We start from the raw sequence: 26,218 nt of genomic DNA, 5'->3' as shown, positions 1-26,218 counted from the left end.
ATAGGGGCGAATTGATAAATTACAATATTTGATCTCTAAATTTTACCAAATCACGGCGTTCCTTTTTATTCGGGCGGCGATCCGGATGCGGCATCGAAAGCGCATTCGCTTTACGAGCAAAGGCAATCGCTTCACGTTGTTTAATGCTTTTTTCGGTTTCTTGGTAAAGCAATTGCGCTTCCGGTGCGCCTCGACGTTGGTCGCTGAGTGCCGTGACGATGATCTCTTTTTCATCGTTACCTTGGCGTAGCTTGATAGTTGCGCCGATTTCGACAGTTTTGCTGGTTTTCGCTCGTTGCCCGTTATAATGCACTTTACCGCCTTCAATCATTGCTTTGGCGATCGAACGCGTTTTGTAAAAACGAGCCGCCCATAGCCATTTATCAAGGCGAACTTCATTATCTCGTTCCGCTGTATTTTTCATGAAAAACACCTAATTAAGATACTTAGATCAATTTGAACGTAAATGATTTTATTTATACGGAATTTACTGCATAAATTTAAATAAATTTTATCATAAAATATGGTATCTTTAGAAAATTAAATAGTAGTAATGAGAATATCTTATGACCACAGCACGTCAGCTCCCGGAAATTCTTTCAGTAGAAACGATCGCTAAAACACGTATCTTTGAAGTACAAGCGGTCGATTTGCGTTTTTCAAACGGTGAAGAACGTCGATTTGAGCGTTTAACGCCGCAACGTCGTTCTTCCGTGATGGTCATACCGATTCAAGATCAGCATCTTATTTTTGTCAAAGAATATGCGGTAGGTTCCGAACGTTATGAGTTAGGTTTTCCGAAAGGGATCGTTGATTCGGGCGAAGAGCCGATAGTTAGTGCCAATCGAGAATTACAAGAAGAAATCGGCTTCGGCGCAAAACGGATCGAATTTTTACGTTCGCTTTATAGCGGTCCGAGCCATATGTTCGGTTTAATGCACTTATTTATTGCTCAAGATCTTTATCCGTCCAAATTAGCGGGTGATGAGCCGGAGCCGTTAGAAATCGTACGCATACCGTTAGCCGATATAGACGAATTACTGGCTGATCCGAATTTTGCGGAATCAAGAAATTTATCCGCTCTGTTTATGCTAAGAGATTATCTGGCAAGCGGTCGGAAATAAGGGAATTTTAGTATGCAACCATTAAATTCAACGCTGTTGGAAGCGGTTAAACGGATTGCGATAGAAGCGGGAGAACACCTTAAACGTTTTTATCAGTGTTCGGTACAGGTCAAAATCAAAGCGGATCATACACCGGTTACGGAGGCGGATCTGTTTATCAGCCAATTCGTAACGGAAAAACTTCGTCAATTAACGCCGGACGTGCCGATTTTATCCGAAGAAAATTGTAATATCGCATTAGCGGATCGACAAACTTGGCAAGAATATTGGATCATTGATCCGTTAGACGGGACGCAACAATTTATTGATCGTACCGATCAATTTTCTGTGGTAATCGGCTTGGTGCAAGATCATCGCCCGGTGTTAGGTGTGATCCATTCTCCGATTTTAGCGAAGACTTATTTTGCTATGGCGGGAAAGGGCGCATTTTTGCAAGAAAACGGCGAAATTCGACCGCTTGTCGGACATCAGGGCTTACTTCAGGATAATCGCTTGAAGATTACGATGGGGGCATCTGCGCAGCAGGCGGTATTAAATTCGGTAGATAAATCTTATCAAGCGGAAATCTTCCAATACGGTTCAAGCAGTCTAAAAGCGGGTTTACTTGCCGAAGGTAAAGCGGATTGTTACGTACGTTTCGGCGATACCGGAGAATGGGATACGGCGGTTGCCGAAGTATTACTTTCGGAAGTAGGCGGCAAAATTTTTAATTTGAAGTTTGAACCGCTTACTTATAATCGGCGTTCAACTTTTATCAACCCCTATTTCGTGATGGTGGCGGATAAGCATTTGGCTTGGGAACAAATTTTTAGATTTAATGCACAATAGTTATTTGTAATCCTTTTTAAAATGTTACATATTGGTTAAATAATTCATACACTTAGGATAAAAAGAAAAAAATGAATATTGAAAATAGTTGTATTGTTATTTTTGGTGCATCGGGCGATTTAACTTTTCGTAAGTTAATTCCGGCACTTTATAACTTGTTTAGAGTTGGTCGCTTAGGGCAGCATTTCTCGGTATTGGGCGTAGCGCGTTCCGAATTAACGGACGATTCTTTCCGTACCAAAATGCGTGATGCGTTAGTTAAATTTGAGAAAGCGCAAGGACAGGAGTTAGAAGACTTCTGTACCCATTTGTATTATCAAGCGGTAAATACGTCCGATGCCTTGGACTATGCCAAATTATTACCTCGCTTAGACGAATTGCACGATAAATACGGCAGTTGCGGTAATACGCTTTATTATCTTTCTACGCCGCCGAGTTTATACGGCGTGATTCCGGAATGTTTAGCCGCACACGGTTTAACCACCGAAGAATACGGCTGGAAACGTATCATCGTCGAAAAACCGTTCGGTTACGATATTAAAACCGCTAAAGAATTAGACGAGAAAATTCATCATTACTTTGAAGAACATCAAATCTACCGTATCGACCATTATTTAGGTAAGGAAACGGTTCAAAATTTACTTGTACTTCGTTTCTCAAACGGTTTATTCGAGCCTTTATGGAACCGTAATTTCATTGATTACGTAGAAATTACCGGTGCGGAAGCGATCGGTGTAGAAGAACGCGGCGGATATTATGACGGTTCGGGCGCAATGCGCGATATGTTCCAAAACCACTTATTACAAGTGTTGGCGATGGTTGCGATGGAGCCGCCGGCAATTATTAATGCCGATTCAATGCGTGACGAAGTGGCGAAAGTGCTGCATTGCTTACATCCGCTTACTGCTGAAGATGTAAAAAATAATGTGGTACTCGGACAATATGTAGCGGGTGAAGTGGATGATCAGATGGTTGCCGGTTACTTAGCAGAAAAAGGCGTACCGGCGGATTCGAATACCGAAACCTATATGGCGATTAAGTGTGAGATTGATAACTGGCGTTGGGCGGGTGTGCCGTTTTATGTGCGTACCGGTAAACGTTTACCGACCCGTGTCACCGAAGTGGTAATTCATTTTAAAACCACGCCGCATCCGGTATTCAGCCAAAATGCGCCGGAAAATAAATTAATTATCCGAGTGCAACCGGACGAGGGGATTTCAATGCGTTTCGGCTTGAAAAAACCGGGTGCAGGCTTTGAGGCGAAAGAAGTTTCCATGGACTTCCGTTATTCCGATTTAAGTTCGGCTTCCAGCCTATTAACCGCTTATGAGCGTTTATTATTAGATGCGTTGAAAGGCGATGCGACTTTATTCGCGCGTACCGATGCGGTACACGCTTGTTGGAAATTCGTTCAGCCGATTTTAGATTATAAAGCGGAAAGAGGCAGAGTTTATGAATACGAAGCCGGCACTTGGGGGCCGACCGAAGCGGATAAACTTATCGCCAAACACGGTAAAGTTTGGCGTAAACCTTCAGGTGTGATGAAGAAAAAAGTATAAATTTAGCAAATAAATCTCCCCCTCTTTACTAAAGAGGGGGAGATTTGAGTATGAATTAAAAGGAAATGTTAATGAATTACATCACCTTCCAATCCGCTCAACAAGCGGTGGAAAAAATCGCACAAGAATTTGTGTTATACAGTCAATTAAACCGTCCGGTACATATTTCCTTATCCGGCGGTTCAACCCCTAAATTACTGTTTAAAACGTTAGCGCAAGCACCGTTCAATAGCGAAATTCAATGGCAAAATCTGCACTTTTGGTGGGGCGATGATCGTATGGTACTGCCGACTGATCCGGAAAGTAATTATGGTGAAGTGCAAAAGTTACTCTTCGATCATATTCAAATTCCTCAACAAAATATTCACCGTATTCGCGGTGAAGAGCCGGTAGAACAAGAGCTTGCAAGATTTTCGCAAGAATTGACCGCTTGCGTACCTGATTTAGCCTTTGATTGGATCATTCTCGGTATGGGCAATGACGGTCATACCGCTTCGCTTTTCCCTTATCAAACCGATTTTAATGACCAGAATGTGGCGGTTATTGCCAAACATCCTGAAAGCGGTCAAATTCGTATTTCAAAAACCGCTAAATTGCTTGAACAGGCGAAGCGTATCACTTACTTGGTAACAGGTGCGGCAAAAGCGGAAATTTTAAAAGAAATTAATGAAACCGAGGCGGAAAAACTACCGTATCCGGCAGCTCGTATTAAAGCTAAAAGCGGTGTGACCGAGTGGTATTTAGATCGAGAAGCGGCAAAATTGTTATAGTTTGTAGATTATGAATGAAATTCATAATTTAGCTTAATATTTTTCAATGCCGTTATTGCAGATTTGCATTGTTCTTTGCAATTGTTTCATTTAGGATTCCTATTAAATGAAAATCTTTAATGAGGAATACCTATGACAATTCAAACGCCACAATATACGAATAATTTAAGGTTCGCGATTGATCACGGACGTATGGGCGTATATCAATGGGCAATCGTAATTATGGCTGCCGTGATGAACTTTTTAGACGGTTTCGACGTATTGGCGATTGCCTTTACCGCCACCAATATTTCTAAAGAGTTCGGTTTATCTAAAACTGAGTTCGGTGTGTTAATCAGTGCCGGTTTAGCCGGTATGACGATCGGTTCGCTTTTCCTTGCGCCATTGGCGGATAAATTCGGTCGTCGTCCGTTATTATTACTTTCCGTAGCGTTATCGGCGATTGGTTTGTTACTTTCGGGATTAGCGACCACACCGTTTGTACTTGGTTTTTCACGTGTAATTACCGGTTTGGGAGTGGGCGGTATTTTAGTCGGCACCAATGTGATCACTAGCGAATATTCGTCAAAAAAATGGCGTAGCTTTGCGATCAGCGTTTATGCGGCAGGCTTCGGTATCGGTGCGATGATCGGCGGTATAATGGCGAAAGAGTTGCAAGCGACTTATAGCTGGCATGCGGTGTATTTTGCCGGTGCGGCAATGACGGCGGTCGTGTGGGTTGTGTTATTTATTTGGTTACCGGAGTCGATTGACTTTTTAACCATGAAGCAACCGGCAAACGCCAAAGCACGCTTAAATCACATTGCGAAAAAAATTGGTTTTAACGGTGATTGGGAGCTACCGAAAAAAGTTGAAGCGGTGAAAACCAAGCTGCCGATTTCTCAGCTGTTTAATGATAAATATCGCCGTTCAACCTTATTATTATGGCTTTCGTTCTTTGCCATTATGTTCAGCTTCTATTTTATCAGCTCATGGACTCCGGCATTGCTCAAAGAAGCGGGAATGACGGTGGAAGACAGTATCAATGTAGGCATGGCGATTTCGATCGGCGGTGCGGGCGGTTCGTTAATCTACGGTTTAATCGCCAGCCGTTGGCAGGCAAGAGCGGTATTAATGCTGTTTACCGTATTATCGGCGATTGCGATTGTGGTGTTTATCCTTTCATCTTCGGCACTCGGCGTGGCGATGGCAATGGGAGTGGTTGTCGGGGCGTTAGTAAACGGCTGTATCAGCGGTTTATACACTATCAATCCGGCGAGTTACGATGCGGATATCCGTAATACCGGTGTGGGTTGGGCGATTGGTGCTGGGCGTGCAGGCTCGATTCTTGCGCCGACAGTAGCGGGAATATTGCTTGACGGCGGTTTGGCGAAACAAGATTTATATATCGCCGTGGCGGGCGTGATGTTACTATCAACCCTAGCATTAGCCTTCAAACGTGAAAGTAAAATTTGATTGTAGGAATATATTAAGTATTCATAGTGTTTCACGGACGCAAGCACTTTTCCTATAAATCATAAGCGGTCGAATTTGCGAACTTTTCTGCAAATTCGACCGCTTGCGTGTATAAGTATGTTTTATTTTTTAATAAAGGAGAATATATGAAAAATAAGCTGACAACATCTTATCTTAACGAAATTAAACAGATTTTACATTCCGCTCGTCAGCAAGCCTATGCGGCGGTAAATTCCGCTATGGTGGAAGCCTACTGGAAAATCGGTGAGCGAATCGTATTGGAAGAACAGAATGGTGAGGGGCGTGCGGAATATGGCAAAGAGATTATTAAAAATCTTTCCGTTACTCTCACGAATGAATTTGGTTCAGGATTCGGCGAACGGAATACCTGTAATTTCCGTCAATTTTATTTAATGTTTTCCGATTTGGAGATTTGGAAATCAGTGATTTCCAAATTAACTTGGACACATATTCAACGAACATTAAAAATTACAAACGATAAAGCTCGTTTGTATTATTTGACAGAAGCGGCGGAAAATCATTGGTCGGTACGAACTCTAGATCGTAATATTTCCACACTCTATTATGAGCGTTTACTTGCAAGCCAAGATAAAGAGCTTGTGCAGGCGGAAATGCAAGAAAAAACACAAAAGTTACAAGCAAGTGATTTTATTAAATCGCCGACCGTATTAGAATTTCTGAATCTGCCGACTCATTTGGCTTATAGCGAAGCGGAGCTGGAAAAAGCTCTGATTGATAATTTACAACAATTTATATTGGAGCTTGGTAAAGGTTTCGCTTTTGTGGCTCGTCAGCAACATATTCGTACGGAAACTTCCGATTTCTTTATTGATTTAGTGTTCTATAATTACATTCTAAAATGTTTTGTGATAGTGGAATTCAAAACCGAAAAGCTGACGCACCAAAATATCGGGCAGCTGGATATGTATGTGCGAATGTATGACGATTTTCAAAAACGCTCTGATGATAACCCTACAATCGGTTTGTTGCTTTGTACCGAAGCGGATAGCGTTGTAGCGAAATATTCCGTGTTAAATGACAGCTCACAACTGTTTGCCAGCAAATATATGGCATATTTACCAAGCGAAGAAGAGCTGGTGCGAGAGATTGAACAGCAGAAGATAATTTTTGAGCAGCAGTTTGAAAAATAGCAGAATGATAATCTAGCACTTACATACTAGATTACACATAGTGTTTCCACGCTGTTGCAGAGGGCAGATTAACTTGGTTGCAAGGCAACCACACAATTTATAACCCCATACATTAGTAGTGTGGGGATCGGCAAGCGGTCAATTTTGCAAAAAATGTTACAAATTCGACCGCTTGTAACGAATCAAAACCAACAGGAGAAAACAATGTCAGTAAAAGGCGACATCGGCGTTATCGGTTTAGCGGTAATGGGTCAAAACTTAATTTTAAATATGAACGACAACGGCTTTAAAGTGGTAGCGTATAACCGTACTACTTCAAAAGTGGATGAGTTCTTAGCAGGTGCGGCGAAAGGCACAAATATTATCGGTGCTTATTCGTTAGAAGATTTAGCGGCGAAATTAGAAAAACCGCGTAAAGTGATGTTAATGGTGCGTGCCGGTGAAGTGGTGGATCAATTTATTGAAGCACTACTTCCGCATTTAGAAGAAGGCGACATCATTATTGATGGTGGTAACTCAAATTACCCTGACTCAAACCGTCGTGTTAAAGATTTAGCGACGAAAGGTATTCGTTTTATCGGTACCGGCGTTTCGGGCGGTGAAGAAGGTGCGCGTCACGGGCCTTCAATTATGCCGGGCGGTAACATTGAAGCGTGGGAACACGTTAAACCGATTTTACAAGCGATTTCAGCGAAAACCGACAAAGGCGAGCCTTGCTGTGATTGGGTGGGCAAAGAAGGTTCTGGTCACTTTGTGAAAATGGTTCACAACGGTATCGAATATGGCGATATGCAATTAATTTGTGAAGCATACCAATTCTTAAAAGACGGTTTAGGTTTAAGCTACGATGAAATGCAAGCGATTTTCCAAGAGTGGAAAAAAACCGAATTAGACAGCTACTTAATCGACATCACCACCGATATTTTAGGCTATAAAGACGAAGACGGTACGCCATTAGTTGAGAAAATCTTAGATACTGCAGGTCAAAAAGGCACAGGTAAATGGACAGGTATCAATGCGTTAGATTTTGGCATTCCATTGACCTTAATCACTGAATCGGTATTCGCTCGTTGCGTATCTTCATTTAAAGATCAACGTGTTGCTGCGTCAAAATTATTCAACAAAACTATTACGCCGGTTGAAGGCGATAAAAAAGAGTGGATTGAAGCGGTTCGCAAAGCGTTACTTGCTTCAAAAATCATTTCTTACGCACAAGGCTTTATGCTTATTCGTGAAGCGTCAGAAAACTTCGGTTGGGATATCAACTACGGTGCGACCGCACTTTTATGGCGTGAAGGTTGTATCATCCGTAGCCGTTTCTTAGGCAATATTCGTGATGCGTATGAAGCGAATCCGGACTTAGTATTCTTAGGCTCGGACGATTACTTCAAAGGCATTTTAGAAAATGCAATGGCAGACTGGCGTAAAGTGGTGGCGAAGTCTATCGAAGTAGGTATCCCAATGCCGTGTATGGCATCTGCGATCACGTTCTTAGACGGTTATACTTCAGAGCGTGTGCCGGCAAACTTGTTGCAAGCACAGCGTGACTACTTCGGGGCGCACACTTATGAGCGTACCGACAAACCGCGCGGCGAGTTTTTCCACACCAACTGGACAGGTCGCGGCGGTAACACAGCTTCAACCACTTATGATGTGTAAGATATTGCTGAACTAATTGCTTAGAGAAGCTTCTAAAAAGCGGGTAATAAATGAATTACCCGCTTTTTTTAACTCAAATTAGGACTTCACTATGAAAAAATCACTCGGTATTTCTACTTTGGCGGTATTATTAGCAGCGTGTTCGTCACCAAATGATCCTACTCAGGTCTCTCAAGTTACGGAAGCGAGTTCGCTTACTAAAGTAGAAGAAGCGTTAAAAGCTTGCCAAGAATCTGTCGGTGAAAGCAAAGATCAAATTAAATTTGACGCTTGTATGAAAGAAAAAGGTTTTGAAAGACCGGCGCAGCAGGAACAGGTTGTACAGCAAGCGCAAGAAACGGTAAAGGAAAACGCTACGGCAGTAAAATCGGAAGCTAAAAAAGCAGTTAAAAAAGTGAAAAGCACTAAAACCAAATAACTAAAATGCCTCTCGAAAGAGAGGCTTCTTTTTGCAAAAAACGGGAGAAATCGGACCGCTTAATGAGGCTTAATGTCACCGTTACGTACGTTAGGATTTACTGCACCGGAACGGGTTTCCGTACTGACTTCTCTGCCGGTTTTATTGGTATAGTCCGCGCCGTCAAAATCGGACGTTTTACCTAACATAAAGTTGCGATATTCTTCGACCCACATAGCGGTTGCGCCGCAGACGGCAACCGGCATCACGACTAAATTCACAAAAGGTAAAGCGGTAAAAATACTGACGAATGTACCGAAGGTGAAATTTAAAATTTTGCGTTGCCCGAGAGCGTTGCGCATACGTTTAAAACTGATTTTATGGTTATCGAACGGGTAGTCGCAATATTGAATCGCTAATAACCAAGCGCCGAACACAAAGGTTAGAACAGGTACCACGGTTTGCCCGACAACCGGTACGAAACTTAATAAAAACAGTGCAATAAAACGAGGAATACTGTACGCCATTTTTTGCCATTCACGTTTTAGCATACGCGGTACGTCTTTTAACATTTCCGCTACCGTCATATTATTAAGCTGTTCTCCGGTCAGTTGTAATTCGACCTTTTCCGCCAGCAACGCATTAAACGGGGCGGCAATAAAGTTGGTAATGGTGGTAAAGGTAAAATAAAACAGCATAATTAATGAAAGCACGGCAAGCGGTACTAAAATCATAGTCAGCCAATCCAGCCAAGAAGGCATAAAGCTGACGATCCAATCCGCCCAGCCGGCAATATGGCTGATAAAGAACCAAAGTAATGCGATCATTAACACCGCATTAATCGCTACCGGTATCAGGACAAACGGCATTAACCGGCGTTGTAACATTAATCGCCAGCCGTAAATAAAATAGTGGAAACCTAAGCCTAATTCACTTTGCGGTTCGTTGAATGCAGATGACATAATTAATCTATCCTTAATAACTCAAATTTTTATCAGAAATATGGTAAGCTAGACACATTATTTTCGCAAATAGTGAAATTTAAATTTTGTAGATTATTTCAAATGAAAGAGGACCCCAAATGGAGCTTCATATTCTTTTCTTTATTTTAGCGGGCTTATTAATCGCCGTATTAATCGGTTTCAGTTTATGGTCGGCTCGTCGTGAAAAATCACGTATTTTCTCGAATACTTTCTCGACCCGCCCGCCTTCAACGCCGATTAATAACATTGTTTCGGACGTGCCGCCTTCGTTTAATCCGCAGTCTTACGCGCAGACAACAGGACAACACGGCGAAACGGAAGCGGATAATCCGGTGCAAATTCAGCAAGAAGTGGAAAACTCATTGCGTGAAATAAAAATTAATTTACCGGGACAAGATTCCGCCGCTTATCAAAGTAAAGTAGAAGAAACTCCGATTTATAGCGGTCAGCCGTTACAAGCGCAGCCTCAATACCAGACACAAGTGCAATATCAAACGCAACCGCAGCATATTGAGCCGGCATTTACTCAAGCGCCGCAATCACCGATTGCGGAAGCTACTTCCGTGTTAGAACAATCGGTAGAAGAATTGGAACGTCAAGCGGCGCAAGGAGATGTGGATATTTATTCCGATGCTTCGGTACGAGTCGAATTGGCGAAAAATTCCATGCAGGCGGATTCGGTAGCGGAACAAAAACCGGTTGCCGAAAATAATATGCTTACTCTTTATGTGGTTGCGCCGGAAGGCCAGCAGTTCCGCGGCGATTATGTCGTGCAAAGCCTCGAAGCGTTAGGTTTTCAATATGGTGAATACCAAATTTTCCACCGTCACCAACATATGGGCAACAGCGCTTCGCCGGTAATTTTCAGCGTAGCGAATATGATGCAACCGGGTATCTTCGATTTAACGAAAATCGAGCATTTTTCAACGGTCGGTTTAGTATTATTTATGCATTTACCGTCAGAAGGTAATGATGTTGTAAATCTCAAATTATTATTAAAAACGACGGAAAATCTCGCACAAGCACTCGGCGGTTTCGTGTTAAACGAACATCGAGAAATCTTTGATGAGAACTCACGCCAAGCCTATTTAGCTCGTGTCAGCTAATTTGTAAAACTTTTAGCATAAACGACCGCTTGTTAAGCGGTCTTTTTTATCGAGAATTTCCTAATGCCTTTATTATCACAAATGCAAGATCAATCGGACACGACTTTCGCACAATTAGAAGCGTTGCGCCAAAAATTAAGAGAATACGAATACCATTATCACGTATTGGATAATCCGTTAGTGCCGGATGCGGAATACGACCGTTTAATGAACGAATTAAAAAATCTGGAATGGCAACATCCGGAGTGGATTACCGCAGATTCGCCGACCCAACGTGTCGGGGCGAAACCGCTGGACGGTTTTACACAAGTGACGCACGAAATTCCGATGTTATCGTTGGATAATGCCTTTTCCGACGAAGAATTAGACGGTTTTTTACGCCGTATGGAAAGTTATATTACTGAAGAACCGCATACGCTTGCTTTTTGTTGCGAACCTAAATTAGACGGTTTAGCAGTCAGTATTTTGTATGTGGACGGTGTGTTAAGCCAAGCGGCAACCCGTGGTGACGGTACCACCGGCGAGGATATTACCTCAAATATTCGTACCATTCGCAATATTCCGTTAAAACTGAATATGGATAACCCGCCGGCACGTTTAGAGGTACGCGGCGAGGTGTTTATGCCGCAGAAAGGCTTTGAAGCACTGAACGAACGTGCGTTGGAAAAAGGCGAGAAAACCTTTGCTAATCCGCGTAATGCGGCGGCAGGCTCATTACGTCAGTTAGATCCGAAAATCACTCGTCAGCGCCCGCTTGTGTTAAATGCCTATGGAATCGGTGTGTATGAATCGGATGATGAATTACCGGCAACTCATTTTGAACGTTTGCAATGGCTGAAGTCTATCGGTATTCCGGTCAATAATGAAATTCGCTTGGCAACAGGGCGTGAGCAGTTACTTGCGTTTTATGCGGATATTCAAGCCAAGCGTCCGACGCTCGGTTATGACATTGACGGCACGGTGCTAAAAGTGAATGACATTGGCTTACAAGAACAGCTCGGCTTTATTTCTCGTTCGCCGCGTTGGGCGATTGCTTATAAATTCCCGGCACAAGAAGAAATGACGGTGTTGAATGATGTGGAATTTCAAGTGGGTAGAACCGGGGCGATTACCCCGGTAGCGAAATTAGAACCAGTATTTGTTGCCGGTGTGACGGTGAGTAATGCCACTTTACATAACGGTGATGAAATTGAGCGTTTAGGCATTGTCATCGGCGATACGGTGATTATTCGTCGTGCCGGTGATGTGATTCCGCAAATTGTTGGGGTAGTAATGGAACGCCGTCCGGAAAATGCAAAAAAAATCGAATTTCCGACCGCTTGTCCGGTCTGTGAATCGGCGGTGGTGCGTGTTGAAGGCGAAGCGGTTGCTCGCTGTACCGGCGGTTTATTCTGTGGCGCACAGCGTAAAGAAGCGTTGAAACATTTTGTTTCGCGTAAAGCGATGGATATTGATGGTGTCGGCGAGAAGTTGATCGAGCAGTTAATGGAGCGTGAGCTGGTGCATACACCGGCGGATCTGTTTAAACTTGATCAAACTACTTTAATGCGTTTGGAGAGAATGGGTGAGAAGTCTGCGCAAAATGCGTTGAACAGCATCGAAAAAGCGAAAAATACCACTTTGGCACGTTTCTTATTTGCATTAGGCATTCGTGATGTCGGCGAAGCCACCGCACAAAATTTAGCGAATCACTTCCATAATTTAGATGCGATTCGTGCGGCAACTTTCGAGCAATTACAAGAAGTACAGGATGTCGGCGAAGTGGTGGCAAATCGTATCGTGCGCTTCTGGCAAGAACCTCACAATGTTACGGTGGTCGAAGATCTGATTTCACAAGGCATACATTGGCAAGATGTGGTGCAAGTTGAAATTGCGGATAACCCGCTAAAAGGTAAAAGCGTGGTTTTAACCGGTACGCTGACTCAATTAACTCGAGATCAAGCAAAAGCATTGTTACAAAGTTTCGGTTGTAAAGTATCCGGCTCGGTTTCAAGTAAAACCGATTATTTGATTGCCGGCGAAAAGGCGGGATCAAAATTGACAAAAGCGCAAGAATTGGGGGTTAAAGTCTTAACCGAACAAGAATTTATCGCTTTAACCGGTGAAAATTAAATTATCGTTTGTACGCAAAAAAGCGTAAAATACAAGCGGTCGAATTTCTAAGAGGATTTACAAATGGCTATTTTAGTAACTGGCGGTGCGGGTTATATCGGTTCGCATACGCTTGTCGAATTATTAAATGCAAATCGTGAAATTGTCGTATTAGATAATTTATCTAATTCCAGTGAAGTTTCATTAGAGCGAGTAAAACAGATTACAGGTAAATCGGTAACTTTTTATCAAGGTGATATTTTAGACCGTAATATTCTGCGTAAAATTTTTGCAGAAAATAAAATTGAATCTGTTATCCACTTTGCCGGTTTAAAAGCGGTAGGCGAGAGCGTGCGTGAGCCACTCCGTTACTATCAAAATAATGTAACCGGTTCTATCGTTTTAGTCGAAGAAATGTTAGCGGCGGGTGTGAATACGATTGTATTCAGTTCATCTGCAACAGTTTACGGCGACCCGCAAATTATCCCAATTGTAGAATCTTGCCCGGTTGGCGGTACGACAAATCCATACGGCACATCAAAATATATGGTTGAGCGCATATTGGAAGATACGGTAAAAGCGTTCCCACAATTAAGTGCGGTCGTGTTACGTTATTTTAATCCGGTCGGAGCGCATGAAAGCGGTTTAATCGGCGAAGATCCGAACGGTATTCCAAATAACTTATTGCCTTATATCAGCCAAGTTGCAGTGGGCAAATTAAAAGAGCTTTCAGTATTCGGTAGTGATTACGAAACACACGACGGTACCGGTGTGCGTGACTATATCCATGTGGTAGATTTAGCGCTTGGACACTTAAAAGCGTTGGATAAGCACCAAAATGATGCCGGTTTCCACGTGTATAATTTAGGTACGGGAACAGGTTACTCGGTGCTTGATATGGTAAAAGCGTTTGAAACGGCAAACGAAATTAAAGTACCTTATAAATTGGTTGATCGCCGCCCGGGGGATATTGCCGTTTGCTATTCTGAACCGTCTAAGGCGTTAAAAGAGCTAGATTGGAAAACCGAACGCGGTTTAGAGCAAATGATGAAAGATACTTGGAATTGGCAAAAAAATAACCCGAACGGTTATAAAGGCTAACAAGCATTAATTAAATGAAGGCACAAGCGTTTAGGTTTGTGCCTTTTTTATCTCTGAAAATTTCTGTTATGATGTTTGATAATTAAGCTAACATAAAGTTGGTGGATGCTTATTTCATTTGCAAAAGAAAAGGAAAAAATGACCGCTTCTCATTCATCCCCTCAAACCTCAATTTGGCGACAAATTTTTACCAAAAATATGTTGCTTTGTATCTATACCGGATTTTGTTCCGGTTTGCCTTTATTTGTCCTTATCCAATTAATGCCGGCTTGGTTTACCTCGGCAAATCTTGATATTAAAACCATTGCCGCCTTTACTTTAACGTCACTTCCTTATACGTGGAAATTCTTATGGGCTGCGTTGTTAGATCGCTATTTTCCACCGTTTTTAGGACGCCGCCGTAGCTGGATTTTTCTTGCTCAAGTAGGTTTATTGGTAATTTTAGCCGGATTCGGCTTTTTTGATCCGGTAACGGATATCGGTATTATTACTGTGCTTTCGGTAATTTTAGCTTTTTTATCTGCTACGCAAGATATTGTGGTGGACGCTTACCGCCGAGAAATTTTATCGGACAATGAATTAGGCTTAGGTAATTCCATTCATGTGAATGCTTATCGTATCGCCGGGCTAATACCGGGCGGTTTATCGCTTTTCTTAGCCGATCATTACCCATGGCAAACGGTATTCCTTATTACTGCCGCATTTATGTTGCCATGCCTATTTGTTACGCTATTTGCTCAAGAGCCTAAAAGTACACCGATTGATAAAAGCAAACCGTTTTATATGGCATTTGTCGATCCGTTTAAGGAATTTTTCAGCCGTAAAGGCGTATGGGGCGCATTGGGGCTTATTCTGTTTATTTTCTTATATAAACTTGGTGATTCGTTAGCAACTTCATTGCAAACCAAATTTATCTTGGATATGGGCTTTACCAAGTCGCATATCGCGGCGGTGGTAAAAACCACCTCGCTTTGGTGTAGTATCGGCGGCGGTATTATCGGCGGGGTCGCAATGTTGAAATTAGGCGTAAACCGAGCCTTGTGGATTTTTGGTTCGGTACAGCTGATTACGATTTTAGGCTTTGCCTATCTTGCAAGTTTTGAGTATTTTCCGACCGCTTCTATCGGCTCTGCCGAATTATTTAAATTAGGCATCGTAATGGCGGGCGAATATCTTGGGGTCGGTTTGGGGACGGCTGCGCTTGTTGCCTTTATGGCTCGAGAAACCAACCCGATGTACACTGCAATGCAATTAGCCATTTTTACTAGTTTTGCGGCACTACCAAGTAAATTCTTAGGCGCTTATACCGGACATTTGGTCGAAGCCTTCGGCTATTATCAGTTTTTCTGGATTTGCTTCTTTGTAGCTATTCCGGGAATGTTGATGTTGATTAAGGTTGCGCCGTGGCAAAATAAATAATGTAATTAACTAGTTACTTATAAAATGCCCTCTTATATTTTTTATAAGAGGGCATTTTTATATGTTTTAGTTATAACTTTATTCAAAAATGAGATTGACTCGTATTATAGATTTAAGTATATTTACAGAACTTTATTACAAATACGATTAATTCTCAAAATTAATAAGGCGGTCAAATGCGATTCTCTCCATCAAAACTCTCTATGGCAGTATTTCTTGCAACAACATCTTTGGCTTATGCCCAAGAAAATACAGTAAATTTAGATGTTGTTTCTGTTGTTTCGGAAAATGCCGGTGCAAAAAGTAGAACGAATGTTGTAACTTTAAAAGATTTAAATAAAGGTACAAAAGAAGATTTACGTGGTGTTTTAAGTGCTGAACCTGCTATCAATTTCGGTGGTGGTACGGGAGGTACTTCACAATGGACAACTATTCGTGGAATGGGGCAAGACCAAATCGATATTAAAGTGGATAATACTTATTCCGATGCTCAGATTTTCCACCATCAAAGCCGTTTTATGTTAGATCCGTCATTAATTAAACGTATTGACGTGCGTAAGGGCGCAGGTTCTGCAAGTGCCGGTATTGGTGCAACTAGCGGATCGATCGAAGCGACAACTGTGGATGCAAAAGATCTATTAAGAGAAGGACAAGATTTTGGTTTTAAATTAAATGCCGGTGTAAGTAGCAATAAAGGTCATTCGCAAGGTGCGAGCGTTTATGGTAAATCCGGTGCATTTGATGCGTTATTAAGCGGTAATTGGGAAACAGCTGAAAATTACAAAGGCGGTAAAGGTTATTCCAATAAAGAGGGTAGCGACACGGTTAAAAACAGTGCATTAGGTCAGCGTGGTTTATTAGCTAAATTCGGTGTAGATATTAACGAAGATCATCGTGTGGTATTAAGCCATCGCCAAGAGCGTTATCACGGTGAGCGTGCATTACGTGAAGAATTTGATTTCTCTCAGGACTGGACAACAACAGCAAGTTTAACGTCTGAACAACGTGCTGCCGGATATCAATTAGGGGCTGCTGCTGGAGTGGATCGTAATGGTCGTCCAACTCGTTACTTACTTGATAAAAATGGTGCTTTAGTTGCAAATGATGCAAATAACGATCCTCGTTACCGTATTACGACTCAAAATACCACTAACCTTGAATATATTGGTAAAAATTTAGGTCTTATTAATGAAGTAAAAGCAAACGCTTACTTATTAGAAAACTCACGTGAAGAAACCGATACTAATTCAAAAACGAAAGTGGTAACCAAAGGGGCGAATATCAATTTTGATTCTGAAATCGGTAGCGATCACTTTGTAAAATATGGTGTAAATTATCGCCATCAAGAAGGTAAGCCAAATTCCTTAGAAGCCTTTGCCGAAAATCGTAGAACGAGAAAATTAGAAGCGACAGGCGTAACGAATAACCAAGAAAAAGAAGATATTGGTGCCTATGTAGAAGGTATTTGGGGCTTTGGTCCGGTGACCATGACAACCGGTTTACGTTATGACCATTTTGACTTTAAAGCCAATGACGGTAAAAAAGTCAGTGACGGTGCATTTAGTCCAAGCGTCGGTTTAATTTGGGAAGTCGTTCAAGGTTTAAGCTTAAATACAAACTTAAACTATGCGACACGTAGCCCACGTTTCTACGAAGTAGCATTAAGCGGTAGTACCGCTCGTAGTGTTGCTGATGACTTAAAAGCGGAAAAAGCACGTAATACGGAGATTGGTTTTAACTATGATTTTAATGATCAAATTTCACTTAATGGTAGCTACTTCTGGCAAAAAGTGAAAGATGCTCATGCAGTATTAAATAATACTTTAGTTAATTCAGCCTTATTACGTAATAAAGGTTATGAATTAGGTGCAGCTTATAAATATAGCGGCTTCACTTTCCGCTTAGGTGTGGCGGACAGTAAGCCTGAAACTTGGGTTTTCAATGATGCAAGTTTAGATAGTACAGTATATGCGGTAGCAACCGGACGTACGTGGACTACAGGTCTTTCTTATAAGTTTGAAAATCCAAGTTTAGAAATCGGTTGGAAAGGTCGTTTTGTTGAAGGTGAAACCGGTACGCCAAGCCGTGGTTCAAATGCGACAACAGCTCCGGTTAAACAGTCAGGCTATGGTGTAAATGATTTCTACGCAAGTTGGGATGCAAATAAAAACTTAACACTTAACTTTGCGGTAAATAACGCATTTAATAAAAATTATAAGAGCCATAGCCAACGTGCAGGTGCTACTAGCCTACCGTCTGCAGGTCGTGACTTCCGTGTAAATGTAAATTACATTTTCTAATTGCTAAAATAAGTGTATAAATAACCGCTTGTGAGGGCTTCTTGCAAGCGGTTATTTTTCATAAAAAATTTGCAATTTCAGGCAGTAATCGGTAAGGTCACTGCCTTAGCTTTTTTATTCGTTATATTTTCATTTTTTAGAGGTTTTCCCTATGAAAATTATTCTTTTAGGTGCGCCGGGTGCAGGTAAAGGCACGCAAGCACAATTTATGATGAACAAATTCGGTATTCCGCAAATCTCAACCGGCGATATGTTCCGTGCGGCAATTAAAGAAGGCACGGAGCTTGGTAAACAAGCAAAAGCGTTAATGGACGAAGGTAAATTAGTACCGGACGAATTAACCGTTGCATTAGTTAAAGATCGTATCGCACAACCGGATTGCGCAAACGGCTTCTTATTAGACGGTTTCCCTCGCACGATTCCGCAAGCGGACGCATTAAAAGATTCGGGTGTGAAAATTGATTTAGTCTTAGAGTTTGATGTCGCGGACGAAGTGATTGTTGAACGTATGAGCGGTCGTCGTGTACACCAGCCTTCCGGTCGTACTTATCACGTGGTTTACAACCCGCCGAAAGTGGAAGGCAAAGATGATGTAACCGGCGAAGATTTAATTATTCGCCAAGATGATAAACCTGAAACCGTATTAGAACGTTTAGCGATTTATCACAAACAAACCAAGCCGTTAATTGCTTACTATACGGCGGAAGCGGAAGCGGGTAATACGCGTTACGAGCGTTTAGACGGTACAAAACCGGTTGAAGAAGTGAGTGCGGAATTAGCGAAAATTTTAGGTTAATCTTCCTAAATAAATATGAAAAAGCGGTTGATTTTAATAAAAAATCAACCGCTTGTTTTTTTATATCTTAGTAGGAATGATGACGAGAAATAATTTGTTTTGCACCTCCGTTACCTAGGCAAGCTTCGGCAATAGGAGAAGTGGAATAACTGCCATCGACACAAATTGCGGTTACATTTGCAGGAATTTTACTGCTATCAATATTCGGCATATTTTGCACTTGTGTATATTCGGTCTTTGTTGCCGGAACTTTAACTACTTGAACCTTTTGATGAGAGGAACAGGCGGTAACGGTAGTTAATAGAACCAATAGAGAAAATACGTGACGATTACGCATAATTAAAATCCTTATAGAGTTAAAAAATAAGCAACCGCTTTGAGCATATAAAAAAGGGTTGAATAACTCAACCCTTTATTTATATTTCATTATGGATTTACAAAATTTTTACCGAGAGCAATATCCGCTTCAAGCACAGGTTTTAACTCGTCCAGTTTTGCTTGTTCATATTCGCTTAATTTGCCGATAGGTAACAGTTCTTCCACACCGGTTAATCCGAAACGTACTGGATGAGCAAAGAATTCGGGATAACCGGAACCCTCTTTACTTTCTACATAGGCGTAACGTACGCAATCTTCACCTAATAACGCTTTAAATACCGCAACGGCAAAACGTGCGCCGGATTCCGCCATAGAAAGTGTTGCCGAACCGCCGCCGGCTTTCGCTTCAACCACTTCCGTACCGGCATTTTGGATACGGTAAGTTAAAGCCTCGATTTCTTCTTGAGTAAATGAAAGCGGAAGACCTTCGGACAATGCTTGAGAAAGAAGAGGAAGGATAGTCGGACCTGAATGACCGCCGATTACCGGAACTTTAACCGTTTCGACATGTTTCTCTTTTAATTCGGAAGTAAATGTTTTGGCGCGAACCACGTCAAGCGTTGTTACACCGAATAATTTACGTTTATCATAAACACCGGCTTTACGTAGTACTTCCGCTGCAATCGGCACAAGGGTATTGACCGGATTGGTTACGATACCGATACAAGCTTTCGGGCAAACTTCCGCCACTTTTTCAACTAAATTTTTTACAATATCCGCATTGATATTGAATAAATCCGCACGCGTCATACCCGGTTTACGCGCTACGCCGGCGGTAATAATCACAAGATTTGCGCCTTTTAACGCCTCACTCGGATCTTCACCGGAGTAACCTACCGCACTAACCGAAGTCGGTATGTGGCTGATATCGACCGCAATCCCCGGCGTTACGGGGGAAATATCATATAATGCTAAGTCGGTGCCGACAGGTAAACGAAGTTTTAATAATAGGGCTAAGGTTTGACCAATCCCGCCCGCTGCGCCTAAAAGTGCAACTTTCATAAATAACTCCTAATCAATAATAGTTAAAAAATAGAACTGGGCTAAGTTTACCAAACATTTATTCGGATTGATGCTTAATAAACTAATATTTATAAAAAATTTTTCTAATGTTTGATTTAGATTGATTTTTTGGTATAAGTAAGCAAGAATCGGTCATAAATTAGTATTTATCATTAAATAAAAAAGGGTGAAAATGGAAAAGCTTGATAAGTTATCCGAAGCGTTTAAAGCATTATTAAAGCAAGAAAAATTCGGTTCACAGAGTGAGATCGTCACCGCACTACAAGAGCTGGGCTTTGAGAATATTAATCAGTCCAAAGTTTCTCGTATGTTGTCAAAATTCGGCGCGGTCAGAACGCGTAATACCAAGATGGAAATGGTTTATCAGTTGCCTGTGGAATTAGGCGTGCCGACAACGTCCAGTCCGCTAAAAAATTTAGTGGTGGATATTGATCATAATGATGTGTTGATTGTGGTAAAAACCAGCCCAGGTGCGGCACAGCTTATCGCGCGTTTGCTTGATTCGATGGGAAAAAGCGAAGGTATTTTAGGCACGATTGCCGGTGACGATACGATTTTTATCACACCGACTAAGGTTACTCCGGTGGAAGTTCTGATGCAGAATGTCACCGAATTATTCGAGTCTTCTTTCTAATGAACATTTTTCTTACCGGCGGTACCGGCTTTATCGGACAGGCTTTAGTGAAAGCATTAGTTGCGGAAGGGCATAATTTGACGATTTTAACTCGTCAAGCGATGCCCGCAACATTGCCGCAAGCGGTCGAATTTTGCCGAGATTTAACAAGTTTTAAAGATTTTAATCAATTTGATGCGGTGATCAACCTTGCCGGCGAGCCTATTTTTAATAAGGCTTGGACAGCCGAGCAGAAAAAGGTTTTAGTTGATAGCAGGGTAAATATTACCGCCGAATTAGTGCGCTTAATAAAAGCGAGTTCGAATCCTCCTCATACCTTTATTTCCGGATCGGCAAGCGGATTTTACGGTGATTTGGCCGTATCGGATAATTTTTATACCGAATCGGCAAGCAGCGGTACAAACTTTACGGCACAAATTTGCCGACAATGGGAAGAAACGGCGCTGAAAGCGAATGATGTGACGAGAGTTTGCTTAATTAGAACCGGAATGGTACTCGCCAAGCACGGCGGTGCTTTAGCGAAGATGTTACCGCTATATCGTCTTAATTTAGCCGGTAGATTAGGTTCCGGTAAGCAATATTGGGCGTGGATTAGCTTGGAAGATCATATACAAGCGGTGTTATTTCTGCTGAAAAATACAAAATGTCGAGGAGCTTTTAATCTTGTTGCACCGCAACCGGTTACGAATACCGAATTTAATCGCCGTTTAGCAGACGCTTTAAGAAAATATGCGATTTTCCCCGTACCGGGCTTTATCTTAAAACTGGTATTGGGAGAACGTGCGCAATTATTATTGGATAATCAACCGCTTATTCCTAAGAAATTACAGGATGCGGGTTTTAAATTTAAATATGAAATATTAGACTTTGTACAAATGCTTAAATAAAAAAATCCCACCAACGGTGGGATTTTTTATGCTTCGTTTTTATTGAAGAATTAAGTAAAAGTTTGCGCCGTTACGTAAAATATTAAGGGCAACGACAGACGGTTTTGAATCTAAGACTTGACGTAATTGCGTAAGATTTTCTACAGCAATGCGGTTTACCCCGACAATCACATCGCCTTCCGCCAAACCGCGTTGTTCCGCTAACGAGCCTTTTTCTACTTTCGCAATCGCGACGCCTTTAACGCGATCTTTATCGAAGTTAGTTAATTCCGCCCCTTTAAGTCCGGGGAGAATGTCCTTCGTGGTTGCGCTTACGCTTTTACCTTGTTCCGCTTGTAAAGTCACTTTCGCTTTTTCCGTTTTACCGTCACGTAAATAAGTCAGCTCGATTTCTTTACCTACGCCGGACGTTGCAACTTTTGCACGTAATTCACTGAAACTACGGATTTTTTGACCGTTAATTTCAGTAATAACATCGCCCGCTTTTAAGCCGGCTTTAGCTGCAGCCGAATCAGCAAACACTTCACTGATAAATGCACCTTGTTGTGCGCTGATATTAAACTCTTTTGCAAGATCGGCATTTAATTCACCGCCTTTAATACCCAACATACCGCGTTTCACTTCACCGAATTCGATAATTTGTTGTACAAGGCTATTCGCCATATTACTCGGAATTGCGAAAGCAATGCCCGCATTCCCACCGCTCGGAGAGATAATCGCCGTATTAATACCGATTAATTCACCGTTTAAATTGATTAACGGACCGCCAGAGTTACCTTGGTTTACCGCAGCATCCGTTTGAATATAGCTTTCATAACCTTCGTCGATACTACCGGTCGAACGTCCTAACGCAGAAATAATGCCGGATGTAACGGTTTGACCTAAACCGAACGGGTTACCGATAGCTACACTAAAATCACCGACGCGCAATTTATCCGAGTCGGCAAATTTTAATTCGATTAAATCTTTCGGGTTTTCCATTTGTACTAATGCCACGTCGGATAACGGATCCGCACCGACTAATTTCGCTTTAAATTCACGACCGTCTTCAAGTTTAATGGTAATTTTATCCGCATCCTTGATTACGTGGTTATTGGTAATCACATAACCTTTTTCAGCATTGATGATCGCGCCGGATCCTTGCCCTCGGAAATTACGTGGCGCACTGCGTTCACCGAACATATCCGGTCCAAAGAAAAATTCGAATTCTTCCGGAATATCACGACGATATTGGGTTTTTCCCGCCTGTGTTTTTCCTTCAACCGCAATACTTACTACCGCAGGACGTACTTTTTCTATCATCGGCGCAAGGCTGTGCATTGTTTGCCCGTCAATGGCAATCGGTAAAGTGGCAAAAGTCGTCGCCGGCGTTGAAAATAAACCTAGACCTAATAATAATGAAGCTAAAATTGATTTTTTCATTACTCTATTCATTTATATTTATCCTTTTAAGTTGTGTGCAACAATAAAACGAGTTCGCATTGTTACTCGCGTTTCCTCAGACCATTTAATTTGGTGACGGTTCCTTAAAAAAGCAAGTGTCTTTATAAAAAATCACCCTTTACTCAGACAAAAAATCTGCAAAAGATTGTCATGAAATTGTTCATTTTCTGTCAAAAGTTAAAAATCCTTTGACTTTATAGGGCAGTTAATAGAGTATTGCCAACCATTTTATTATGTTTTGTATAAATAAAGAAAATTCCAATGCGTGCTCATGAATACTTGGTTGAAGTAAAGAATCTTACCTTTAGACGAGGTGAGCGAGTCATTTATGACAACTTAAATTTGAAAGTACGGAAAGGGAAAATTACCGCAATTATGGGGCCGTCCGGTATTGGTAAAACCACCTTGCTTCGTTTAATTGGCGGACAAATTGTCCCTGAATCCGGTGAAATATTATTTGACGGTGAAGATGTGTGCAAAGCGTCAAATAGCCAGTTATACGCGATTCGCCAACGAATGGGAATGTTATTTCAGTCGGGAGCCTTGTTCACGGATTTATCCACTTTCGATAACGTTGCTTTCCCTATTCGTGAACATACAAAATTACCTGAACAGCTCATTCGCAAATTAGTTCTAATGAAACTAGAGTCGGTCGGCTTGCGAGGTGCGGCGGATCTGATGCCGGCGGAATTGTCGGGCGGGATGGCAAGACGTGCTGCTTTGGCGCGTGCGATTGCACTCGATCCAGAATTAATTATGTATGACGAGCCTTTTACCGGACAAGATCCGATTAGTATGGGTGTGATTGTCGAACTGATTAAAAAATTAAATCAGGCGCTTAATTTGACTTCTATCGTAGTTTCGCACGACGTGGCGGAAGTGCTGAGTATTGCGGATTATGCCTATATTGTGGCGGATAAACGTGTGATTGCCGAAGGCTCGCCGGAAGCATTAAAGGCGAGCCAAGATCCGCAAGTGATTCAATTTTTGGCGGGAAAAGCGGACGGACCTGTGCGTTTCCATTATCCGGCTAAAGATTATACCGAGGAGCTATTTAATGATTAACTTTATTAGTGGTATCGGCTCCACTGTTATCGGTTTTATCCGAGCTTTCGGGCGAGCGACTTTTATGTTGTTCGGCGCCCTTATCGGTAAACCGCAGTTTCGTAAACATATGCCACTATTAATTAAACAATTATATGTTTTAGGTGTACAATCCTTACTGATTATTATGCTTTCTGGGTTGTTTATCGGGATGGTACTCGGCTTGCAGGGGTATGTAGTACTAGTAGATTTCGCAGCGGAAACGAGCTTAGGTACTTTGGTTTCTCTTTCGCTTTTAAGAGAACTTGGTCCGGTTGTAACCGCGTTATTATTTGCCGGTCGAGCCGGTTCCGCATTAACTGCCGAAATCGGTTTAATGAAGGCGACCGAGCAGCTTTCCAGCCTTGAAATGATGGCGGTTGATCCGTTAAGACGCATTATTGCACCGCGTTTCTGGGCGGGTGTGATTTCCATGCCGATTTTAGCCGCAATTTTTACCGCTATCGGTATTTGGGGCGGTTCGTTAGTCGGGGTTGATTGGAAAGGTGTTGACGGCGGCAGTTTTTGGTCGGTAATGCAAAATTCCGTAGATTGGAGCGATCTGATTAACGGTTTTATCAAAAGTATTATTTTTGCGTTTGCGGTCGTCTGGATAGCGTTATTTAACGGTTATGATTCCGTAGCGACTTCAGAGGGAATTAGCCAAGCAACGACCAGAACGGTAGTACACGCTTCATTAGTCGTACTCGGATTGGATTTTATTTTAACCGCGATTATGTTCGGCGGTTAATTCACAAAGGAAAAGATAATGCGTCAATCAATTAAATATGAATTTTGGGTAGGTCTATTTGTATTATTCGGCTTAGCCGCATTAGTATTTTTAAGTTTACGAGTAGCGAACGTACAAGGGTTTACTTCGGAAAAAACTTATACGCTCTATGCAACTTTTGACAATATCGGCGGACTAAAAGTGCGTGCGCCGATTAAGGTCGGCGGGGTAGTCGTAGGGCGAGTTTCGGATATTAGTTTGGACGCCCAAACTTATACGCCTAAAGTATCGTTAGCGGTAAATGAAGATTTTAATAAAATTCCGGATACCAGTTCGCTTTCGATTAAAACGTCAGGTTTATTGGGTGAACAATATATTGCGTTAAACGTCGGTTTTATGTTGGAAGGCGAAACGGAATATATGAAAGAAGGCAGTAGTTTTGTCGATACCAATTCGGCAATGGTATTGGAAGATTTGATCGGTCAGTTCTTATACGGTGATAAAAAATCGGATAAAGCTGACGGAGAAAATGCGGAAGGTAAGGAAGAAGAGCCTAAAGCACAATAATTACTTAATGTTATACGGTAAGTAAGATTTTATTTCGGGTGGGACGACCGCCTTACATTTGGAGATTTTAAATGTTAAAAAATATCAAAAAAGTAATCGTAACCGGTTTTGTTGCAGTAGTAACGTTATTCTCAGCTCAAGCATTTGCTGAAACAAGCCCGTATGTTTTAACACAACAAGCAGCGGATAAATTATTCGGTGATATTAAAGCGAATCAAGGTAAAATTAAAGCAAATCCAGAATATCTACGTACGATTGTACGTAACGATTTAATGCCTCACGTACATGTAAAATATGCCGGTCAATTAGTGTTAGGTAAAAATTTATCATCGGCAACCGATGCACAACGCGAAGCGTTTTTTACCGCTTTCGGTCAATTTGTCGAGCAATCTTATGCGCAAGTATTAACGCAATATACGGATCAACAAGTACAAGTTGAAAATGAGAAACCGACGGACGGAAAAACGATCGTAAGTATTCGTGTAAACTTAATCCAATCAAACGGCGCACAACCGGTGAAATTAGATTTCAAATGGCGTAAAAACAGTAAATCCGGTGAATGGCAGGCTTATGACATGGCTGCCGAAGGGGTAAGTATGGTTGCGACTAAACAAAACGAATGGAGCGGCGTATTGCGCCAAAAAGGTATTGATGCGCTTACCGCTCAAGTGGCTAAATCGGCTAAACAACCTATTACATTAAGCAAATAATAT

Annotated in this window: 25 protein-coding genes; 20 read left to right on the top strand and 5 right to left on the bottom strand. The window is 41.8% G+C overall.

Annotated features, from left to right (window positions below):
- Positions 1-19: 19 nt before the first annotated feature.
- Entirely contained in the window at positions 20-424 is a 405-nt protein-coding gene (gene hslR / locus DY200_RS06705; RefSeq protein ID WP_005598394.1) for a ribosome-associated heat shock protein Hsp15, read from the bottom strand.
- A gap of 142 nt (positions 425-566) precedes the next feature.
- Between hslR and nudE the strand changes: the two genes are divergently transcribed.
- The 8 genes from nudE (at position 567) to DY200_RS06665 (ending at position 8,985) form a co-directional block, all read left to right on the top strand.
- Positions 567-1,124 carry an ADP compounds hydrolase NudE gene (gene nudE / locus DY200_RS06700; protein ID WP_005601877.1) on the top strand — a complete coding sequence of 186 codons (558 nt, stop codon included), beginning with the start codon at positions 567-569 and terminating at the stop codon, positions 1,122-1,124.
- A 12-nt stretch (positions 1,125-1,136) separates the two neighbouring features.
- A complete protein-coding gene (gene cysQ, locus DY200_RS06695) occupies positions 1,137-1,952 on the top strand; it encodes a 3'(2'),5'-bisphosphate nucleotidase CysQ (protein WP_115587432.1) in 816 nt (271 codons plus the stop codon).
- A 71-nt stretch (positions 1,953-2,023) separates the two neighbouring features.
- Positions 2,024-3,511, top strand: a complete 1,488-nt coding sequence (gene zwf / locus DY200_RS06690; RefSeq protein WP_005601875.1) for a glucose-6-phosphate dehydrogenase — start codon at positions 2,024-2,026, stop codon at positions 3,509-3,511.
- 71 nt (positions 3,512-3,582) lie between these two features.
- Positions 3,583-4,281 carry a 6-phosphogluconolactonase gene (gene pgl, locus DY200_RS06685; RefSeq protein WP_115587431.1) on the top strand — a complete coding sequence of 233 codons (699 nt, stop codon included), beginning with the start codon at positions 3,583-3,585 and terminating at the stop codon, positions 4,279-4,281.
- A 132-nt stretch (positions 4,282-4,413) separates the two neighbouring features.
- The gene (locus DY200_RS06680; protein WP_115587430.1) at positions 4,414-5,736 is read left to right on the top strand and encodes an MFS transporter; all 1,323 of its coding nucleotides are present in this window, start codon (positions 4,414-4,416) and stop codon (positions 5,734-5,736) included.
- A gap of 146 nt (positions 5,737-5,882) precedes the next feature.
- Complete coding sequence (locus DY200_RS06675; protein WP_115587429.1) at positions 5,883-6,908, top strand: PDDEXK nuclease domain-containing protein; 1,026 nt, start codon at positions 5,883-5,885, stop codon at positions 6,906-6,908.
- A gap of 204 nt (positions 6,909-7,112) precedes the next feature.
- Entirely contained in the window at positions 7,113-8,567 is a 1,455-nt protein-coding gene (gnd, locus tag DY200_RS06670; protein WP_115587428.1) for a decarboxylating NADP(+)-dependent phosphogluconate dehydrogenase, read from the top strand.
- Positions 8,568-8,658: 91 nt separating this feature from the next.
- Positions 8,659-8,985 (top strand): hypothetical protein, encoded by a 327-nt coding sequence (locus DY200_RS06665; RefSeq protein ID WP_115587427.1) that lies wholly within the window; start codon positions 8,659-8,661, stop codon positions 8,983-8,985.
- A gap of 59 nt (positions 8,986-9,044) precedes the next feature.
- Here DY200_RS06665 and cysZ read toward each other — a convergent pair whose 3' ends face one another.
- Positions 9,045-9,926 (bottom strand): sulfate transporter CysZ, encoded by an 882-nt coding sequence (cysZ, locus tag DY200_RS06660; RefSeq protein WP_115587426.1) that lies wholly within the window; start codon positions 9,924-9,926, stop codon positions 9,045-9,047.
- A 119-nt stretch (positions 9,927-10,045) separates the two neighbouring features.
- On the opposite strand from cysZ, the gene zipA reads away from it, so the two are divergent.
- From zipA to adk, 6 genes are all read left to right on the top strand, one after another.
- Positions 10,046-11,053 (top strand): cell division protein ZipA, encoded by a 1,008-nt coding sequence (gene zipA, locus DY200_RS06655; protein ID WP_115587425.1) that lies wholly within the window; start codon positions 10,046-10,048, stop codon positions 11,051-11,053.
- Positions 11,054-11,116: 63 nt separating this feature from the next.
- Positions 11,117-13,165, top strand: a complete 2,049-nt coding sequence (gene ligA / locus DY200_RS06650; RefSeq protein WP_115587424.1) for an NAD-dependent DNA ligase LigA — start codon at positions 11,117-11,119, stop codon at positions 13,163-13,165.
- Between the two features lie 63 nt (positions 13,166-13,228).
- On the top strand, positions 13,229-14,245 hold the full coding sequence (gene galE, locus DY200_RS06645) for a UDP-glucose 4-epimerase GalE (protein WP_005601862.1): 1,017 nt from the start codon (positions 13,229-13,231) through the stop codon (positions 14,243-14,245).
- 138 nt (positions 14,246-14,383) lie between these two features.
- Positions 14,384-15,664 carry an AmpG family muropeptide MFS transporter gene (locus DY200_RS06640; protein WP_115587979.1) on the top strand — a complete coding sequence of 427 codons (1,281 nt, stop codon included), beginning with the start codon at positions 14,384-14,386 and terminating at the stop codon, positions 15,662-15,664.
- A 176-nt stretch (positions 15,665-15,840) separates the two neighbouring features.
- On the top strand, positions 15,841-17,964 hold the full coding sequence (locus DY200_RS06635) for a TonB-dependent receptor domain-containing protein (protein WP_115587423.1): 2,124 nt from the start codon (positions 15,841-15,843) through the stop codon (positions 17,962-17,964).
- 151 nt (positions 17,965-18,115) lie between these two features.
- Positions 18,116-18,760, top strand: a complete 645-nt coding sequence (adk, locus tag DY200_RS06630; RefSeq protein ID WP_005598358.1) for an adenylate kinase — start codon at positions 18,116-18,118, stop codon at positions 18,758-18,760.
- Between the two features lie 67 nt (positions 18,761-18,827).
- Here adk and DY200_RS06625 read toward each other — a convergent pair whose 3' ends face one another.
- Both DY200_RS06625 and mdh read right to left on the bottom strand, forming a co-directional pair.
- Positions 18,828-19,097 (bottom strand): DUF3761 domain-containing protein, encoded by a 270-nt coding sequence (locus DY200_RS06625; RefSeq protein ID WP_005598355.1) that lies wholly within the window; start codon positions 19,095-19,097, stop codon positions 18,828-18,830.
- Between the two features lie 89 nt (positions 19,098-19,186).
- Entirely contained in the window at positions 19,187-20,140 is a 954-nt protein-coding gene (gene mdh, locus DY200_RS06620) for a malate dehydrogenase (protein ID WP_005598352.1), read from the bottom strand.
- A 193-nt stretch (positions 20,141-20,333) separates the two neighbouring features.
- On the opposite strand from mdh, the gene argR reads away from it, so the two are divergent.
- Positions 20,334-20,795, top strand: coding sequence for a transcriptional regulator ArgR (gene argR / locus DY200_RS06615; protein WP_115587422.1), 462 nt, complete (start codon positions 20,334-20,336; stop codon positions 20,793-20,795).
- Entirely contained in the window at positions 20,795-21,682 is an 888-nt protein-coding gene (locus tag DY200_RS06610; RefSeq protein WP_115587421.1) for a TIGR01777 family oxidoreductase, read from the top strand. The genes argR and DY200_RS06610 overlap by 1 nt, the downstream gene beginning before the upstream one ends.
- Positions 21,683-21,721: 39 nt before the next feature.
- On the opposite strand, the gene DY200_RS06605 is transcribed toward DY200_RS06610, so the two are convergent.
- Positions 21,722-23,116: a DegQ family serine endoprotease gene (locus tag DY200_RS06605; protein ID WP_115587420.1), complete on the bottom strand. Its 1,395-nt coding sequence runs from the start codon at positions 23,114-23,116 to the stop codon at positions 21,722-21,724.
- Between the two features lie 270 nt (positions 23,117-23,386).
- On the opposite strand from DY200_RS06605, the gene mlaF reads away from it, so the two are divergent.
- From mlaF to mlaC, 4 genes are all read left to right on the top strand, one after another.
- On the top strand, positions 23,387-24,190 hold the full coding sequence (gene mlaF / locus DY200_RS06600) for a phospholipid ABC transporter ATP-binding protein MlaF (protein ID WP_115587419.1): 804 nt from the start codon (positions 23,387-23,389) through the stop codon (positions 24,188-24,190).
- Positions 24,183-24,959 (top strand): lipid asymmetry maintenance ABC transporter permease subunit MlaE, encoded by a 777-nt coding sequence (gene mlaE, locus DY200_RS06595; RefSeq protein WP_115587418.1) that lies wholly within the window; start codon positions 24,183-24,185, stop codon positions 24,957-24,959. The genes mlaF and mlaE overlap by 8 nt, the downstream gene beginning before the upstream one ends.
- Positions 24,960-24,977: 18 nt before the next feature.
- The gene (gene mlaD, locus DY200_RS06590) at positions 24,978-25,505 is read left to right on the top strand and encodes an outer membrane lipid asymmetry maintenance protein MlaD (RefSeq protein WP_115587417.1); all 528 of its coding nucleotides are present in this window, start codon (positions 24,978-24,980) and stop codon (positions 25,503-25,505) included.
- A 71-nt stretch (positions 25,506-25,576) separates the two neighbouring features.
- The gene (mlaC, locus tag DY200_RS06585; RefSeq protein WP_115587416.1) at positions 25,577-26,215 is read left to right on the top strand and encodes a phospholipid-binding protein MlaC; all 639 of its coding nucleotides are present in this window, start codon (positions 25,577-25,579) and stop codon (positions 26,213-26,215) included.
- Positions 26,216-26,218: the final 3 nt, after the last annotated feature.

The sequence above is a fragment of the Actinobacillus lignieresii genome (genome assembly GCF_900444945.1).
Lineage (GTDB): Bacteria > Pseudomonadota > Gammaproteobacteria > Enterobacterales > Pasteurellaceae > Actinobacillus > Actinobacillus lignieresii.
This window is presented reverse-complemented; position numbering and strand designations above follow the sequence as displayed.

Coding starts and splice junctions, on each gene's coding strand:
- hslR (WP_005598394.1), bottom strand. CDS start 424: ATGAAAAATACAGCGGAACGAGATAATGAAGTTCGCCTTGATAAATGG.
- nudE (WP_005601877.1), top strand. CDS start 567: ATGACCACAGCACGTCAGCTCCCGGAAATTCTTTCAGTAGAAACGATC.
- cysQ (WP_115587432.1), top strand. CDS start 1,137: ATGCAACCATTAAATTCAACGCTGTTGGAAGCGGTTAAACGGATTGCG.
- zwf (WP_005601875.1), top strand. CDS start 2,024: ATGAATATTGAAAATAGTTGTATTGTTATTTTTGGTGCATCGGGCGAT.
- pgl (WP_115587431.1), top strand. CDS start 3,583: ATGAATTACATCACCTTCCAATCCGCTCAACAAGCGGTGGAAAAAATC.
- DY200_RS06680 (WP_115587430.1), top strand. CDS start 4,414: ATGACAATTCAAACGCCACAATATACGAATAATTTAAGGTTCGCGATT.
- DY200_RS06675 (WP_115587429.1), top strand. CDS start 5,883: ATGAAAAATAAGCTGACAACATCTTATCTTAACGAAATTAAACAGATT.
- gnd (WP_115587428.1), top strand. CDS start 7,113: ATGTCAGTAAAAGGCGACATCGGCGTTATCGGTTTAGCGGTAATGGGT.
- DY200_RS06665 (WP_115587427.1), top strand. CDS start 8,659: ATGAAAAAATCACTCGGTATTTCTACTTTGGCGGTATTATTAGCAGCG.
- cysZ (WP_115587426.1), bottom strand. CDS start 9,926: ATGTCATCTGCATTCAACGAACCGCAAAGTGAATTAGGCTTAGGTTTC.
- zipA (WP_115587425.1), top strand. CDS start 10,046: ATGGAGCTTCATATTCTTTTCTTTATTTTAGCGGGCTTATTAATCGCC.
- ligA (WP_115587424.1), top strand. CDS start 11,117: ATGCCTTTATTATCACAAATGCAAGATCAATCGGACACGACTTTCGCA.
- galE (WP_005601862.1), top strand. CDS start 13,229: ATGGCTATTTTAGTAACTGGCGGTGCGGGTTATATCGGTTCGCATACG.
- DY200_RS06640 (WP_115587979.1), top strand. CDS start 14,384: ATGACCGCTTCTCATTCATCCCCTCAAACCTCAATTTGGCGACAAATT.
- DY200_RS06635 (WP_115587423.1), top strand. CDS start 15,841: ATGCGATTCTCTCCATCAAAACTCTCTATGGCAGTATTTCTTGCAACA.
- adk (WP_005598358.1), top strand. CDS start 18,116: ATGAAAATTATTCTTTTAGGTGCGCCGGGTGCAGGTAAAGGCACGCAA.
- DY200_RS06625 (WP_005598355.1), bottom strand. CDS start 19,097: ATGCGTAATCGTCACGTATTTTCTCTATTGGTTCTATTAACTACCGTT.
- mdh (WP_005598352.1), bottom strand. CDS start 20,140: ATGAAAGTTGCACTTTTAGGCGCAGCGGGCGGGATTGGTCAAACCTTA.
- argR (WP_115587422.1), top strand. CDS start 20,334: ATGGAAAAGCTTGATAAGTTATCCGAAGCGTTTAAAGCATTATTAAAG.
- DY200_RS06610 (WP_115587421.1), top strand. CDS start 20,795: ATGAACATTTTTCTTACCGGCGGTACCGGCTTTATCGGACAGGCTTTA.
- DY200_RS06605 (WP_115587420.1), bottom strand. CDS start 23,116: ATGAATAGAGTAATGAAAAAATCAATTTTAGCTTCATTATTATTAGGT.
- mlaF (WP_115587419.1), top strand. CDS start 23,387: ATGCGTGCTCATGAATACTTGGTTGAAGTAAAGAATCTTACCTTTAGA.
- mlaE (WP_115587418.1), top strand. CDS start 24,183: ATGATTAACTTTATTAGTGGTATCGGCTCCACTGTTATCGGTTTTATC.
- mlaD (WP_115587417.1), top strand. CDS start 24,978: ATGCGTCAATCAATTAAATATGAATTTTGGGTAGGTCTATTTGTATTA.
- mlaC (WP_115587416.1), top strand. CDS start 25,577: ATGTTAAAAAATATCAAAAAAGTAATCGTAACCGGTTTTGTTGCAGTA.